Below are 13,632 nucleotides of genomic sequence, written 5' to 3'. Positions count from 1 at the left end.
GCACGGGGAAACCGGTTACACCGCCGTGCGGAACTGTAGCAAGGTCCGCATCACGACGTTTCCCGCCGCGCGCTCCCGCACGGCGTCCCGCCGGGTGAAACCGGCGGTCCGGAGGGTCGCGACGAGCGGGAGGGCCGGGGGAGGGCGGCCCGGTAGCGGTCAGAGGTCGAGCGGGTCCAGCCGCGGCGCGGGCAGCGGCAGCGGCTCCTCCAGCGTCTCGACGTCCGCGGCCTCGGGGGCGAGCAGGCGCGTCACCGCCGCCTCCAGGTTCGCGCGGATCGCGGCCTCCAGGCCGTCGGCGTCCCGCGCCTCGAGGCGCTCGACGAGCGGGGTGTGCGAGTGGGCGGCGTCCTTGCGGACCGCGTACTCCTCCGCGACGGTGAAGCTGGCGATGCGGACCTCGACGATGAGGGTCGTCATCCAGCGCATCAGCCACGGGTTGCCGCTCGCCGCGACCAGCGTCCAGTGCACGTTGAGGTCGGCGTCGCCCACCCGCAGGGCGTCCTGCGTGGCGTCGGCCTCGACGAGGGCGTCGTGGGCCGCGCGGACCTCGGCCACCTGCGCGTCGGTGGCCTGCGCGACGGCGAGCCGCCCGGCCGCGACCTCCACCGTGGTGCGGGCCGCGTAGAGCGGGCGGACGCGGTCGGTGCCGAGGGTGCGCACCGAGAGCCCGCGCCCCGGGGTGGCGACGACGAGCCCCTCGGCGACGAGCCGCTGGGCGGCCTCGCGGAACGGGCCCCGGCTCACGCCGAGCTGGCCCGCCATCTCGACCTCGCGGATCGGGCTGCCGACGCGCAGCGCGCCGGAGTAGATCGCGTTGCGCAGCTCCCGGGTGATGAGGTCGACCGTCGAGGGTCGGGTCACCGGCGACAGTGCCGGCGCGCCACCGAGCGGCGGACGGGGCGTCGTGGGCATGGGGCTCCTTCCAGGTCACGACCTGACAACGATCGTGGGGTGCGTCGGTGGCGCGCGGGCCGACCCGCACCCCTGCATTCTCCCGCGTCAGGCCGGTGTCTCACGCCGTCGCAGACGATTGTAGACAATCAAACACACAGACACACGGATTGTCGGATCGTCAGAATCTCGTTACCGTGTCGGACCGTCCGCACACCCAGCCCGCCGGACGCCCGGCGGGCCACGGAAGGAGACCCCCGTGCCGTCCACCCGGACCACGAACCGCCGTCGCACCGCCGTCGCGACCGGCTCGATCCTCGCGCTCACCGCGCTCACCGCCTGCACCGCCGTCGACGAGAACGGCGCCCCCGAGGGCGGCGAGTCCACGCTCGCCCAGCTCCAGGACGCCGGCGAGATCAACGTCGGCTTCTTCGGCGAGGTCCCCTACTCCTACGAGGACGGCGGCGAGCTCACCGGCGCCACCGTCGAGCTCGGCCGCGCCATCTACGGCGAGCTCGGCATCGACACCGTCTCCGGCACCCAGGTCGAGTGGAACGCCCTCATCCCCGGCGTCCAGGCCGACCGGTTCGACGCCGTCAGCGCCGGCATGTCGATCCTCCCCGAGCGGTGCGAGCAGGCCGCGTTCGCCGAGCCCACCATCATGTACACCACGGCGTTCCTCGTCCCCGAGGGCAACCCCCAGGGCCTCACCGACTGGCAGTCCGTCGAGGGCGGCGACGTCAAGGTCGCCGTCACCCAGGGCGCCATCGAGGCCGGCTACGCCGAGGACACCGACGTCGACGCCATGGAGGTCCCCGACCGCCAGGCCGGCCTCGACGCCGTCACCACCGGCCGCGCCGACGCCTACGCCCTGACCGGCATCTCCCTGCGCGCCCTCGCCGAGGAGACCGACGCGCCCGTCGAGGCCACCGACGCGTTCATCGCCACCATCAACGGCGAGCCGCAGATCGGTGCCGGCGCCGAGGTGTTCCGCCAGGGCGACACCGAGCTCCTCGACGCCTACAACGAGCAGCTCGCCACGATCGTCGGCGACGAGGCCGCCTGGCTCGAGATCATGGAGCCGTTCGGCTTCAGCACCGCCGAGATGCCGCCCGAGGGCCTGACCGCCGAGGCGCTCTGCGACCCCGACCAGGACCTCTCCGACCTGGCCGACGAGCTGGGGATGGACTACTGACCCCCATGTCCGGTGACATCCAGGAGCTGGTCGAGAGGCTGCCCGACCTCGGCAGCAGCATTCTCGTCACACTGCAGATGACGGTCGGCGGCGCGCTCCTCGCGCTGCTCGTCGCCGTCGTCCTCGGGTTCGGCTCCCGCACCCGGTCCCTCTGGGTGCGCGGGCCGTCCCGCATCGTGGTCGAGTTCTTCCGCGGCACGTCGCTCGTGGTCCAGATCTTCTGGATCTTCTACGTGCTGCCCGTCTTCGGCTTCAAGATGGAGGCGCTCGCCGTCGCGGTCGTCGCGCTCGGCCTCAACTACGGCGCGTACGCGTCGGAGGTCGTGCGCGGGTCCATCGCCTCCGTGCCGCAGGGCCAGTGGGAGGCCTGCACCGCGCTCAACATGAGCTGGTTCCACAAGGTGCGGCGGGTCATCTTCCCCCAGGCCTGGGCGCTGATGATCCCGCTGCTCGCCAACCTGCTCATCCAGCTCGTCAAGGGGTCGGCCCTGGCCTACTACATCACCCTGCACGACGTGAACTTCTGGACCGTCGAGCTGCGCAAGGCCACCAGCGACACCCTGTTCAGCTACGGCGCGGGCCTCGTCGTCTACTTCGTCATCGCCTACCTGCTGACCTGGGGCATGAACCTGCTCGAGGAGCGGGCCAAGCGCCGGCTCGGCCGCGGGACGCGGCCGACGCTGCGCGAGACCCTCGGGATCAGCCCTGACAAGGCGCTCGCCACATCCCAGGTGCCCGCGCCGACGGGAGGTGCGCGATGAACGACACCCTGTGGAACTGGGAGCGCGCCTGGGACGTCCTGCCCGACCTCCTCGACGGACTGGTCGTCACGATCCAGGCCACCGTCGTGGGCATGGTCATCGCGTCCGTCCTCGGGCTCTTCATCGCCCTCGCGATGCGCACGCCGAGCCCGTGGGTCAAGGTGCCGCTGCGCCTCGTCGTCGACTTCGTGCGCATGACACCGCTGCTCGTGCAGCTCGTGTTCGTCTACCTGCTGTCCCCGCCGCAGGTCCCGGCGCTCGTCATCGGGTTCGTCGTCCTCGGCGTCCACTACGCCACCTACATGTCGGAGGTCTACCGGGCCGGCATCGAGGCGGTGCCACCGGGGCAGTGGGAGGCCGCGACCGCGCTGAACATGACCCGGGCCCGCACGTGGCGCGCCGTCATCCTGCCGCAGGCCGTCCGCAACACCCTGCCCGGCCTGGGCAACTACGCGATCTCCATGTTCAAGGAGACGCCGTTCCTCTTCGCGATCGGCATCGTCGAGATGTACACGCAGGCGCAGAGCTACGGCGCCAACACGTTCTCGTACATCGAGCCGCTGACCATGGTGGGCCTGCTGTTCCTCCTCATCAGCTACCCGACGTCGCTGCTCGTCCGACGTATGGAGGTCCGCCTTGCCTGACCAGAACCCCGCCACCGGGAGCCCGACCATGACCACCACCGCGACCGACGTCCCCGCCATCGAGTTCCGGGACGTCGTCAAGAAGTTCGGCGACAACACCGTCCTCGACGGGCTGAACTTCAGCGTCCCGCAGGGGCAGCGCGTCACCCTCATCGGGCCGTCCGGCTCGGGGAAGACGACCATCCTGCGGCTCCTCATGACCCTGGAGGAGCTCAGCGGCGGCACCATCCTCATCGACGGCGACCCGTACACGCACGAGTACAAGGGCGACAAGTGGGTGGCCATCCCCGAGAAGCGCCGCCGCGTCGTGCGCAACCGCGTCGGCATGGTGTTCCAGCAGTTCAACCTGTTCCCCAACATGACCGTGCTGGAGAACATCATCGAGTCGCCCGTGCACGTCCTGCGCAAGTCCAAGGACGAGGCGGTCGCCGACGCCGAGCGCCTGCTGGAGAAGGTCGGGATGACCGACAAGCGGGACTTCCGCACCAACCAGCTCTCCGGCGGCCAGCAGCAGCGCGTGGCGATCGCCCGCGCGCTGGCGATGGACCCGGAGATCCTGCTGCTCGACGAGGTGACCTCCGCGCTCGACCCGGAGATCGTCGCGGACGTCCTCGGTGTCCTCAAGGAGATCGCCGACACCACGGACATCACGATGCTGCTGGTCACGCACGAGATGCAGTTCGCCCGCGAGGTGTCGGACCGCGTCCTCATGTTCGACCAGGGCCAGATCGTCGAGGAGGCCGACCCCGAGACGATGTTCACCAGCCCGACCCACGAGCGGACCCAGGAGTTCCTCAAGGCCGTGCTGCACTGACCTCGGTCCTCGCTCCTCGGTCGCCCACCACGCTCGGGGGCGCCGAGGAACACGCGAAGGGCGGCTCCCCACCGGGGAGCCGCCCTTCGTCGTCGTGAGACGGCCGTCAGGCCGCCGCGGCGACCTCCGCCGCGGCGAGCAGGATGCAGGTGGCCACGCCGTCCATCGCGGTCTCGACCTCCGCCAGCGGCGGCATCGACGGCGCGAGCCGGATGTTGCGGTCCGCCGGGTCCTGGCCGTACGGGAAGGTGGCGCCGGCCGGGGTCAGGGCGATGCCGGCCGCCTTCGCGAGCTCGACCACGCGAGCCGCGGTGCCCGGCACGACGTCGACCGACACGAAGTAGCCGCCCTGCGGGTCCGTCCACGTGGCCACGCCCGCGTCCCCGAGCCGCTCGCCCAGGATGCGGGTGACCGCCGCGAACTTCGGCGCGAGGATCTCCCGGTGCTTCGCCATGTGGGCGCGCACGCCCGCCGCGTCACCGAAGAACAGCGCGTGGCGGAGCTGGTTGACCTTGTCCGGGCCGATCGAGCGGAACGACAGGTGCTGCTTGAACCAGGCGATGTTGCCCGGCGACGACGCGAGGAACGACACGCCCGCCCCCGCGAACGTGATCTTCGACGTCGAGGCGAACATGACCACCCGGTCCGGGTTGCCGGCCTCGGCGGCCAGCTCGATCGCGTTCGCCGACGTCGTCTCGTGCTGCGTCAGGTGGTGCACCGCGTACGCGTTGTCCCAGAAGATGCGGAAGTCAGGCGCGGCGGTCGGCATCGACACCAGGCGGCGCGCCACGTCCTCGGACACGACCGAGCCGTCCGGGTTCGCGTACGTCGGCACCACCCACAGGCCCTTGACCGACGGGTCGTCCGCGACCAGCGCGGCGACGGCCTCGACGTCCGGGCCGTCCGGCGTCATCGGGACCGTCACCATGCGGATGCCCAGCTCCTCGCAGATCGCGAAGTGCCGGTCGTAGCCCGGCACCGGGCAGACGAACGTGATCGGCCCCTGCTGGGACCACGGACCCTCGCCGCCCGGCACGCCGAACAGCAGCGCCTGCACGAGGGTGTCCCACATGAGGCGCAGCGACGCGTTGTCCTGCGCCAGGAGCTGCGCGGTGGGCACGCCGAGCAGCTCCGCGAAGATCTCCCGCAGCTGCGGCAGACCGTCGAGCCCGCCGTAGTTGCGGACGTCCGTGCCGCCGGCCGTGTGCACGCCCTCTCCCGGCAGGGCCAGCAGCGACTCCGACAGGTCGAGCTGCTCGGCGGACGGCTTGCCCCGCGTCAGGTCCAGGCTCAGGCCGCGATCCTGCAGGGCGGAGTAGAGCTCGCGCAGCTTCGGCAGACGGGCGGCGAGAGCGGGGTCGACGGCGGCATCGGTCACGGGTGAGGTGCTCACGCCCCCGAGACTACGCGCCCCGCCCGGGCGTCGTCGTCGTCGGTCACGCACAGGGACGGCCCGTCCCGGCGTGCGGGAACCTCAGCCCTCGACGGCTTGCCGCCGCTGCTCCACCACCCAGGGGAAGTGGTCCGGCGGCGGCCCGAACGCCTTGCGCGACTGACCGACGACGCCGTGCCCCAGCGCCCGGCCGCCCGCGAACCCGATCACCGCCCCGACGCCGAACGGGACCATGCGGCCCAGCGCGAGGGTGCCGTACTTCGCGGCGTACTTGCGCAGGAACTTGTGCGCCAGCACCTTGTTCACGCGCCGGATGCTCGACTGCGGCATCGAGGTCAGCAGCACCTTGCCCCACGCGACCTGCGACCCGGCCGCCGCACGCTCCACGTCCCGGGCGCCCGAGTCACCGAGCACCGACACGAGCAGCAGGGCGCGGCGCCGTCCGACGTCGTCGATCTCGATGCCGTGGACGTCCGCGACCGCCAGGGAGAACGCCGCCGACGACGCGAAGAACGTCGCGACGTCGCTCGTCGTGAGGACCGCGGCGGCTGTCGTGCCGACCGCGGGGGCCGCCGCCGCCGCACCGACCGCGCCGCCCGTCGTCGAGACGAGCGTCAGGTACTCCTTCTCCAGGATCTCGATGATCCGCGCCGGACCCGCCTCCGGGTTGCGGCGGCGCAGGGCGTCGACGTGCTTGTGGATCGCGGCCGACGGGATCGTCACCGCCTTGTCGAGCAGCGCGTCCAGCAGCGGCGTCGGTCGGTACCGGGTCCAGGACTCGACCTCCTGGCCGGAGTCCTGGACCGCGTCCGAGCCGGGCGCCGGGGTGTCCGGGCCGCGGTCGTCGCGAGGATGCCTCATGCCGCGACCCTACCCGGCGGGTCCCACGCGGCCACCGGACCGCGAGCGCCTTGCCGGCCGCCAGGGGCGCGCCGCCCGGCGCCGGCGCGTCAGGCCAGGTCGCGGGCCAGGCGGCGCAACGACACGTGCAGCAGGACCCGCAGGACCACGCCCACCGCCCTCGCGTTGACGCGCCGCGGCCACGGCCCCGCCAGGTACGCCTCCTCCCACCACACGACCCGGCAGCGCCCCGCGTCCACGGGGACGACGTCGAACCCCGCGTCGCCCCGCAGGAACGGGCCGTCCTTGCGCACCCGGGTGCGGCCCACCCCGTCCGGCCCCGACGGCGCGTCCAGCGCGGTCACCGTCATCCGGTCAGGGAAGCCCCGGCCCGACCGTCGCGCGAACGGACCCGTCACCATCGTGAACCGCTCGCCCACGCCCGGCGCCGCCTCGTGCGCGCTCGCGATCACCGTCTGCGGGATCCACCGCGGGTGCGTGCGCGGGTCCGCCACGCACGCGAACGCCGTCGCGGCGTCCGCCGCCACCAGGCGGGACGCCTCCACGCGGTACGGGGCCGACGTCATCGGAGCCTCAGTCCCCGGACCCGGCGCCGGGGGCGTCCCCGGCCGGCTGCTCGAACGTTGCCGGGGGCACCAGCGCGCCCGCCTTGAGGGTGCGGCCCACCGTGCACACCCGGTCGATCGACCGCTGCGCCAGCAGGAGCGTCTTGTTGCGGCTCTGCTCGTCCAGGCCCGACAGGTCGATCTCGAACTTCTCCGACAGCACCGGGTACAGGTCCTGCTCCATGTCCTTCGGGTCCTCGACGCGGATCGTCACCGCGTAGTCGTCACCCAGCACCCGCGAGAACTTCGTGTCGCTCGACATGCCCGCGCACGCCGCCAGCGCGATCTTCAGGAGCTCCCCGGGCGTGAACACCGCGCCCGCGGACGCCGGGCCGATCTCCACGGTGGCGCCGCGGGCCGTGTACCCCCGGTACGTGCGGGTCCCGGTGCGCTCCACCCACAGCGGGTCCGTCGGGCTCGGGGTCACGGCTGCGGGCGCGTCGTCGGCGGTCAGGTTCTCGTCGGTCATGCCCCGATCCTCGCACCGGAGCCCGGCCTCGTGCGACGGCGTCCGTCACACCCCGGTCCGCACCCCGAGCGAACGACCCCGGGCGGTGCCAGGATCGGACGATGACCGCACGGGACAAGTCCGACTTCGGCTCCGGCAAGATCCTGCCCGAGGAGCTCGACGCCGCCACGCCCGCGCCTGGGCCCGAGGGCGACACCGTCCACCCCGAGCGCGACTGGGCCACCGGGCCCGACCTCGCGGCCGTCGAACATCCCGCGTCCGCGTCCGCGTCCGCCGACGACGGCGACGACGAGCGGGGGAGCGGCGAGCACGCACCCGTCGAGAGCGGCGCCCACTTCGGTGGTGCACCCGACGACGACGCCGAGCCCGTCGAGCTCGACCACCCGCCCCGCCACGGTGCGGGCGACGACGCCGAGCACTGACCGCGTCCTCGGGCACCCGGGCCGCGCCGTCCTGCGCTGACTCGCCGCGCGCTGTGCTGACTCGCGGACGGGTCAGCGTGCGAGGAGGGCCCGGGTCCGTTCGACCGCGGCCGTGCGGTGCGCGCGGGACGGCCACGCCCGGGCGTCGTCGGACGTCGGGACGAGCTCGAGCGTCGCGGCGCCGTCGCGCACCGTGAGGGCGTCGAGACCGGACCGGCCTGCCCCCGTCGTCCCGGCGGACACGTCCGCGGGGAGCGTCACCCACCAGCGGGGCGCGTCGTCGCCGCGCACCCACAGCTCCACCCGGTCCGGGAGGAACGCGTAGACCACGTGCTCCCGGTCCGCCGCGTCCGGCGGCAGGCCGCGCGTGCCCGCCCGCAGGGCCCGTGCCTGCGCGGTGAGCGCCGTCGTCGGGCGGCCCACCACCAGCGGGGCGCCCGGCCGGTGCCGGTCCACGCGCCGCACCTGGGAGCGCACCCGCACGGACACCACCCCGCACCACGCCAGCACGCCCACCGCCGCCACCAGGACCAGCACCCCCACGAGGGCGAGCACCCCGGGATCGTCCAGGTGCATCCCGATCCGGCCCGCGTACAGCAGCACGATGAGGACGCTCACCGTCGCGGCCAGGGCGCCGGTCGTCACCAGGGGGCGGGATCGCATGGCGCCACCGTATCCGCGGGTGCGGCTCGTAGGATCGACCCCATGAGCGCAACCCCCGCCGCGGCCGTCCCGACGCCCTACGAGGACCTCCTGCGCGACGTCCTCGAGCACGGCACGCACAAGGACGACCGCACCGGGACGGGCACGACGAGCGTGTTCGGCCGGCAGATCCGCTACGACCTGTCCGCCGGGTTCCCGCTGATCACCACCAAGCGGGTCCACCTGCGCTCGGTCGCCCTGGAGCTGCTGTGGTTCCTGCGCGGCGACTCGAACGTGCGCTGGCTGCAGGAGCGCGGCGTGAGCATCTGGGACGAGTGGGCCGACGCCGACGGGAACCTCGGTCCGGTGTACGGGGTGCAGTGGCGGTCCTGGCCCACGCCCGACGGCCGGCACCTGGACCAGATCTCCGCGGTGGTCGAGCAGATCCGGTCGAACCCGGACTCGCGCCGCCACGTCGTCACGGCGTGGAACCCGGGCGAGGTGGAGGACATGGCGCTGCCGCCCTGCCACGTGCTGTTCCAGTTCTACGTGGCCGACGGCAGGCTCAGCTGCCAGCTGTACCAGCGCTCGGCCGACCTGTTCCTCGGGGTGCCCTTCAACATCGCCTCCTACGCCCTGCTCACCCACATGGTGGCGGCGCAGACGGGCCTGGAGGTCGGCGACTTCGTGTGGACGGGCGGCGACTGCCACGTCTACGACAACCACGTCGAGCAGGTCCGCACGCAGCTCGCCCGGGAACCGTTCCCGTACCCGACGCTGCAGCTGGCGCACCGCGACTCGATCCTCGACTACGAGTACGAGGACATCGAGGTCGTGGGCTACCAGCACCACCCCGGCATCAAGGCGCCCGTCGCCGTATGAGCGACGCGACGCACCGTGCGCCGTCGTCCGTCGGACTGATCTGGGCGCAGGCCCGGGACGCCGCCGGCCGGCCCGTCATCGGCGCCGCGGGGGCCATCCCGTGGCACGTCCCGGAGGACTTCGCGCACTTCCGCCGGACCACGTCGGGGCACCCCGTGGTCATGGGGCGGCTCACGTGGGAGTCGCTGCCGCCCCGGTTCCGGCCCCTGCCGGGCCGCACCAACGTCGTGGTGAGCCGTCGCGGGTGGTCCGACGACGGCGCGGTCGTCGCGTCGTCCGTCGCCGCCGCGCTGGACGTCGCCCGGGCCGCGCCGGGGGGCGACGAGGTGTGGGTGATCGGCGGCGGCCAGGTGTACGCGGCGGCGCTGGCGCTCGCGGACCGCTGCGTGGTGACGGAGGTGGACGTCGTCGTCGACGGTGACACGTTCGCGCCGGCGCTCGACCCGGCGGTGTGGGTGGCGGGGCCGGCGCCCGCGGGGGACGAGGGCTGGCTCGACTCCACCGGGACGGCGCGCTTCCGCGTGCGGACCTTCGTGCGCCGCTGATCCCCGCGCCCGACCGGCGCTGCTCGACCTCGTCCGCGGCCCGCCGGGGCGTCGCGGTGGTTGACCGGGGCGCACAGTGTGCTCGGTCCCAGCCCGGGTTGGCAAGCGGTTGCCCATTGCCGGAACCGTCCTGTACCTTCGCCTGAAACCGGTTACCGGGCGACGTCGCCCGGGACCACGAACGGCTCGAGGACGAGCACGGAAGGGCGCACCGATGGTGGTTGTGACGGACGCAGGAGCCGCGCGATGAGCGCGTCGACGGCATCGAAGGCGGTGGCGGCGGTCGCCGCCGGCACCCCTGTGCGAGCAGGCGTCCCCGGAGGCGGCACCCGCAGGAAGCGCACCAACGCCCTGCTCAAGCACCGGACGCTCTACCTCATGGCGGTCCCCGGGATCCTCTACTTCCTGGTCTTCAAGTACGCCCCCATGGGCGGCCTCGTCGTCGCGTTCCAGGACTACCTGCCGTTCCTCGGCATCGGCGGCAGCCCCTGGGTCGGGTTCGAGCACTTCGTGCGGTTCTTCACCGAGGACACGTTCTTCCTGCTGCTGCGCAACACCGTCGTCATCTCGCTGCTGATGCTCGTGTTCGCGTTCCCCGTGCCGATCATCCTGGCGCTGCTGCTCAACGAGGTCCGCACGCGGTCCTTCCAGCGCACCATCCAGTCGGTGATCTACCTGCCGCACTTCCTGTCGTGGGTCATCGTCGTGTCGATCTTCTACGTGATGCTCTCCATCGACGGCGGGAGCGTGAACAACCTCATCGTCGCCGCCGGCGGCGAACCGGTCGCGTTCCTCACCGACCCCGACTGGCTGCGGCCGATGTACATCATGCAGGAGATCTGGAAGGGCGCCGGCTGGGGCACCATCGTCTACCTCGCCGCCATGACCGCCGTCGACACCCAGCTCTACGAGGCCGCCGAGCTCGACGGCGCCAACCGCCTGCGCCAGACCTGGCACATCACGCTCCCGGCGATCCGCCCCACCATCATCGTCATGTTCATCCTGGCGATCGGCGACTTCCTCGAGCTCGGGTTCGAGCACATGTACCTCGTGCTCAACTCCCTCAACCGCGAGGTCGGCGAGATCTTCGACACCTACGTCTACACCGCCGGCATCCAGAACGGTCAGCTGAGCTACGCCACCGCCGTCGGCCTCTTCAAGGGCCTCGTCGGGCTCGTGCTCGTCGTCATGGCCAACCGGATGGCCAAGAGGTTCGGCGAGGAGGGCGTCTACTGACGCCCCCCGGCGTCACGACGACGGCACCGCCATGCTCTCCTTCGAAGGATTCGTCCGGATCAACACGGCCGCGACCGCCGTGTACCGCCTCGCGTACCTCAACCTCCTGTGGGTCGCGACGACGGTGCTCGGCCTCGGCGTGGTCGGCTTCGGACCCGCGTCGTACGCGCTCGCCGCGTACCTGGACCGCTGGGTGCGGCACGGCGAGACGCCGCCGCCCGCCCGGACGTTCTGGCGGCTCGTGCGCGAGCGGACCTGGCACGCGGTCCTCGTCGGCTGGGTCCTGCTCGGCACCGGGACGGTCGTCGTCACCAACGTCCTGCAGGCCGCGGACGGCACGGTGCGCGCGCTCAACGTCGTCGCGCTCGTCGCCCTCGTCGTGGTCGCCGCCTACGTCTTCCCGGTGATGGCCGCCACCGACATCACGTCGCTCCCGCGCCAGCTCGGCGCCGCGCTCCTGCTCGGGCTCGGCTCCCTGCACTGGACCGTGCTGGGCGCGACCGTCGTCGCCGCGACCACCTGGCTGCTGTGGCACCTCGCCACACCGCTGCTGCTGCTCTTCGGGGCGGCGATCCCGGCGCTCGTCGTCGCGCTCGTCACCCGCATCGTCTTTAGCCCCCTGGTGGAGAGCCCGGGCCTTCCGGGCCGCACCACGCACCACCCCCACGGCACGCCCGCGACGGAGCAGGCGTCATGAAAGGAGCAAGGTCCATGACCAGAGGCACGTTCGCGAAGGGTGCCGCGTCCGCCGCGGTCGTCGCGCTGGCACTCACCGCCTGCAGCGGCGGCGAGGAGACCGGGGAGGGCGAGGCGTCGACCGACCCCATCACCTGGATGACGATGCTGCACACGCCGACCACCCCCGAGGCGGACGGCGTCATCGAGACCGCGCTCGAGGAGTACACGGGCGAGGAGTTCGAGATGCAGTGGGTCCCTGACGCCTCGAAGGAGGAGAAGATCAACGCCGCGCTCGCCTCCGGCGCGCTGGCCGACATCGTGTCCCTCACCGTGACCAACAGCTCCTCGGTGCGCCAGGCGATGTCCTCGGGCATGTTCTGGGACGTCGAGCCCTACCTCGCCGACTACCCGAACCTGTCGCAGATCGACCCGCAGACCCTCGAGTCCGCGCGTCTCGACGGCCACCTGTACGGCGTCCCGTACCAGAAGATCAAGGCCCGCTACGGCGTCGTCATCCGCCAGGACTGGCTGGACAACCTCGGGCTCGAGACCCCGCACACCATCGACGAGCTCACCGAGGTCGCCAAGGCGTTCACCACGCAGGACCCGGACGGCAACGGCAAGGACGACACCACCGGGTTCGTCGACCGCCTCGAGAGCTTCGCCGTCGGCTTCCGCTCCCTCGCCGGCTACTTCGGCGCCGGCCAGCAGTTCCAGGTGCTCGACGACGGCCAGGTCGTCCCCGCGTTCACGACGGACGAGTACAAGGAGGCCATGGAGTGGTACCGGTCCGTCTACGAGGCGGGCGCGGTCAACCAGGAGTTCGTCACCGTCCAGAAGCAGAACCAGCAGGACGCCATCGCCCAGGGCAAGGGCGGCATCGTCGTCACCGGCCTGTTCGAGGCGAAGAACTACATGGCGCTCGCCCAGAACGCGAACCCCGACACCCCGATGGCGTGGGCCCTGGTCAACGACATCACCGCCGGTGACGTCGAGCGCCGCATCCTCACCGACACCAACGGCGGCATGGGCGGCTGGCTCGCCTTCCCGAAGTCCGAGGTGAAGACCGAGGCCGACCTGCAGCGCATGCTCGCGTTCGTCGACAAGCTGATCGACGAGGACGCGTACGCCCTCATGACCAACGGCGTCGAGGGCACGCACTACGAGATGGACGCCGACGGTGTCGTCACCATCACCGACACCACCGCCTGGGAGCAGCAGGTCCAGCCGTACGCGGCCTCGCGCCCCTCGGAGAAGGTCGTCACCTACAAGTCCTCGACGCCGTACGTCGACGAGGGCAACGAGAAGATGGCCGAGAACGAGGACTACGTCGTCATCAACCCGGCGCAGTCCCTGACCTCCGAGACGTACGACCGGCAGTGGTCGACCATCGAGCAGAAGGTCAACGACGCCTACAACCAGTACATCACCGGGCAGATCGAGATGGCCGACTACGAGGCCGTCATCGAGGAGGTCCGCGGCCAGGGCCTCGACGACATCATCGCCGAGTACACCGCCGCGTACGCCGAGGTGAACGGCTGACGGTCACCCGTCGCCCCCACCCGGGGGGCGCGTCCCGCCGGACGCGCCC

General features: G+C 72.0%; 16 protein-coding genes. 10 read left to right on the top strand and 6 right to left on the bottom strand.

Going from position 1 to position 13,632, the window contains the following annotated elements; all coding sequences use genetic code 11:
* Positions 1–159 precede the first annotated feature (159 nt).
* Positions 160–915 (bottom strand): GntR family transcriptional regulator, encoded by a 756-nt coding sequence (locus ATJ88_RS15050; protein WP_098464528.1) that lies wholly within the window; start codon positions 913–915, stop codon positions 160–162.
* A 238-nt stretch (positions 916–1,153) separates the two neighbouring features.
* On the opposite strand from ATJ88_RS15050, the gene ehuB reads away from it, so the two are divergent.
* Genes ehuB through ATJ88_RS15030 form a run of 4 tightly spaced genes read left to right on the top strand, consistent with a single transcriptional unit; the run spans position 1,154 to position 4,308 of the window.
* A complete protein-coding gene (ehuB, locus tag ATJ88_RS15045; protein WP_098464527.1) occupies positions 1,154–2,089 on the top strand; it encodes an ectoine/hydroxyectoine ABC transporter substrate-binding protein EhuB in 936 nt (311 codons plus the stop codon).
* 5 nt (positions 2,090–2,094) lie between these two features.
* Entirely contained in the window at positions 2,095–2,850 is a 756-nt protein-coding gene (locus ATJ88_RS15040) for an amino acid ABC transporter permease (RefSeq protein WP_098464526.1), read from the top strand.
* On the top strand, positions 2,847–3,494 hold the full coding sequence (ehuD, locus tag ATJ88_RS15035) for an ectoine/hydroxyectoine ABC transporter permease subunit EhuD (RefSeq protein WP_098464525.1): 648 nt from the start codon (positions 2,847–2,849) through the stop codon (positions 3,492–3,494). Before ATJ88_RS15040 ends, ehuD begins: the two co-directional genes overlap by 4 nt.
* A gap of 28 nt (positions 3,495–3,522) precedes the next feature.
* Positions 3,523–4,308 (top strand): amino acid ABC transporter ATP-binding protein, encoded by a 786-nt coding sequence (locus ATJ88_RS15030; RefSeq protein ID WP_098464524.1) that lies wholly within the window; start codon positions 3,523–3,525, stop codon positions 4,306–4,308.
* 106 nt (positions 4,309–4,414) lie between these two features.
* On the opposite strand, the gene ATJ88_RS15025 is transcribed toward ATJ88_RS15030, so the two are convergent.
* From ATJ88_RS15025 to ATJ88_RS15010, 4 genes are all read right to left on the bottom strand, one after another.
* Positions 4,415–5,701 (bottom strand): aspartate aminotransferase type Ic, encoded by a 1,287-nt coding sequence (locus ATJ88_RS15025; RefSeq protein WP_098464523.1) that lies wholly within the window; start codon positions 5,699–5,701, stop codon positions 4,415–4,417.
* A gap of 81 nt (positions 5,702–5,782) precedes the next feature.
* Positions 5,783–6,562: a hypothetical protein gene (locus ATJ88_RS15020; protein WP_245852464.1), complete on the bottom strand. Its 780-nt coding sequence runs from the start codon at positions 6,560–6,562 to the stop codon at positions 5,783–5,785.
* Between the two features lie 89 nt (positions 6,563–6,651).
* Positions 6,652–7,128 (bottom strand): SRPBCC family protein, encoded by a 477-nt coding sequence (locus tag ATJ88_RS15015; RefSeq protein ID WP_098464522.1) that lies wholly within the window; start codon positions 7,126–7,128, stop codon positions 6,652–6,654.
* A gap of 7 nt (positions 7,129–7,135) precedes the next feature.
* Positions 7,136–7,636: an OsmC family protein gene (locus ATJ88_RS15010; RefSeq protein WP_098464521.1), complete on the bottom strand. Its 501-nt coding sequence runs from the start codon at positions 7,634–7,636 to the stop codon at positions 7,136–7,138.
* Between the two features lie 101 nt (positions 7,637–7,737).
* Here ATJ88_RS15010 and ATJ88_RS15005 point away from each other — a divergent pair, with 101 nt between their 5' ends.
* Entirely contained in the window at positions 7,738–8,058 is a 321-nt protein-coding gene (locus ATJ88_RS15005) for a hypothetical protein (protein WP_098464520.1), read from the top strand.
* Between the two features lie 72 nt (positions 8,059–8,130).
* Here the strand turns inward: ATJ88_RS15005 and ATJ88_RS18425 are convergent, their stop codons facing one another.
* Positions 8,131–8,721 carry a hypothetical protein gene (locus ATJ88_RS18425; RefSeq protein WP_170023658.1) on the bottom strand — a complete coding sequence of 197 codons (591 nt, stop codon included), beginning with the start codon at positions 8,719–8,721 and terminating at the stop codon, positions 8,131–8,133.
* Between the two features lie 42 nt (positions 8,722–8,763).
* Here ATJ88_RS18425 and ATJ88_RS14995 point away from each other — a divergent pair, with 42 nt between their 5' ends.
* The 5 genes from ATJ88_RS14995 (at position 8,764) to ATJ88_RS14975 (ending at position 13,583) form a co-directional block, all read left to right on the top strand.
* Positions 8,764–9,582, top strand: a complete 819-nt coding sequence (locus ATJ88_RS14995) for a thymidylate synthase (RefSeq protein WP_098464519.1) — start codon at positions 8,764–8,766, stop codon at positions 9,580–9,582.
* Positions 9,579–10,127 (top strand): dihydrofolate reductase, encoded by a 549-nt coding sequence (locus tag ATJ88_RS14990; RefSeq protein WP_098464518.1) that lies wholly within the window; start codon positions 9,579–9,581, stop codon positions 10,125–10,127. The genes ATJ88_RS14995 and ATJ88_RS14990 overlap by 4 nt, the downstream gene beginning before the upstream one ends.
* Before the next feature lie 246 nt (positions 10,128–10,373).
* Positions 10,374–11,363, top strand: a complete 990-nt coding sequence (locus ATJ88_RS14985; protein WP_098464517.1) for an ABC transporter permease — start codon at positions 10,374–10,376, stop codon at positions 11,361–11,363.
* A 31-nt stretch (positions 11,364–11,394) separates the two neighbouring features.
* Complete coding sequence (locus tag ATJ88_RS14980) at positions 11,395–12,060, top strand: YesL family protein (protein WP_098464516.1); 666 nt, start codon at positions 11,395–11,397, stop codon at positions 12,058–12,060.
* Between the two features lie 14 nt (positions 12,061–12,074).
* The gene (locus ATJ88_RS14975) at positions 12,075–13,583 is read left to right on the top strand and encodes an extracellular solute-binding protein (RefSeq protein ID WP_098464515.1); all 1,509 of its coding nucleotides are present in this window, start codon (positions 12,075–12,077) and stop codon (positions 13,581–13,583) included.
* Positions 13,584–13,632 lie beyond the last annotated feature (49 nt).

It is taken from the genome of Isoptericola jiangsuensis (genome assembly GCF_002563715.1).
GTDB classification, from domain to species: domain Bacteria; phylum Actinomycetota; class Actinomycetes; order Actinomycetales; family Cellulomonadaceae; genus Isoptericola; species Isoptericola jiangsuensis.
The sequence above is the reverse complement of the archived record's forward strand: the minus strand, read 5'-3'. Positions and strand labels throughout refer to the sequence as shown.

Excerpts from the sequence above, each read along its gene's own strand:
- ATJ88_RS15050 (WP_098464528.1), bottom strand. The coding sequence starts at position 915 with ATGCCCACGACGCCCCGTCCGCCGCTCGGTGGCGCGCCGGCACTGTCG.
- ATJ88_RS15040 (WP_098464526.1), top strand. The coding sequence starts at position 2,095 with ATGTCCGGTGACATCCAGGAGCTGGTCGAGAGGCTGCCCGACCTCGGC.
- ehuD (WP_098464525.1), top strand. The coding sequence starts at position 2,847 with ATGAACGACACCCTGTGGAACTGGGAGCGCGCCTGGGACGTCCTGCCC.
- ATJ88_RS15030 (WP_098464524.1), top strand. The coding sequence starts at position 3,523 with ATGACCACCACCGCGACCGACGTCCCCGCCATCGAGTTCCGGGACGTC.
- ATJ88_RS15020 (WP_245852464.1), bottom strand. The coding sequence starts at position 6,562 with ATGAGGCATCCTCGCGACGACCGCGGCCCGGACACCCCGGCGCCCGGC.
- ATJ88_RS15015 (WP_098464522.1), bottom strand. The coding sequence starts at position 7,128 with ATGACGTCGGCCCCGTACCGCGTGGAGGCGTCCCGCCTGGTGGCGGCG.
- ATJ88_RS15010 (WP_098464521.1), bottom strand. The coding sequence starts at position 7,636 with ATGACCGACGAGAACCTGACCGCCGACGACGCGCCCGCAGCCGTGACC.
- ATJ88_RS15005 (WP_098464520.1), top strand. The coding sequence starts at position 7,738 with ATGACCGCACGGGACAAGTCCGACTTCGGCTCCGGCAAGATCCTGCCC.
- ATJ88_RS18425 (WP_170023658.1), bottom strand. The coding sequence starts at position 8,721 with ATGCGATCCCGCCCCCTGGTGACGACCGGCGCCCTGGCCGCGACGGTG.
- ATJ88_RS14995 (WP_098464519.1), top strand. The coding sequence starts at position 8,764 with ATGAGCGCAACCCCCGCCGCGGCCGTCCCGACGCCCTACGAGGACCTC.
- ATJ88_RS14990 (WP_098464518.1), top strand. The coding sequence starts at position 9,579 with ATGAGCGACGCGACGCACCGTGCGCCGTCGTCCGTCGGACTGATCTGG.
- ATJ88_RS14985 (WP_098464517.1), top strand. The coding sequence starts at position 10,374 with ATGAGCGCGTCGACGGCATCGAAGGCGGTGGCGGCGGTCGCCGCCGGC.
- ATJ88_RS14980 (WP_098464516.1), top strand. The coding sequence starts at position 11,395 with ATGCTCTCCTTCGAAGGATTCGTCCGGATCAACACGGCCGCGACCGCC.
- ATJ88_RS14975 (WP_098464515.1), top strand. The coding sequence starts at position 12,075 with ATGACCAGAGGCACGTTCGCGAAGGGTGCCGCGTCCGCCGCGGTCGTC.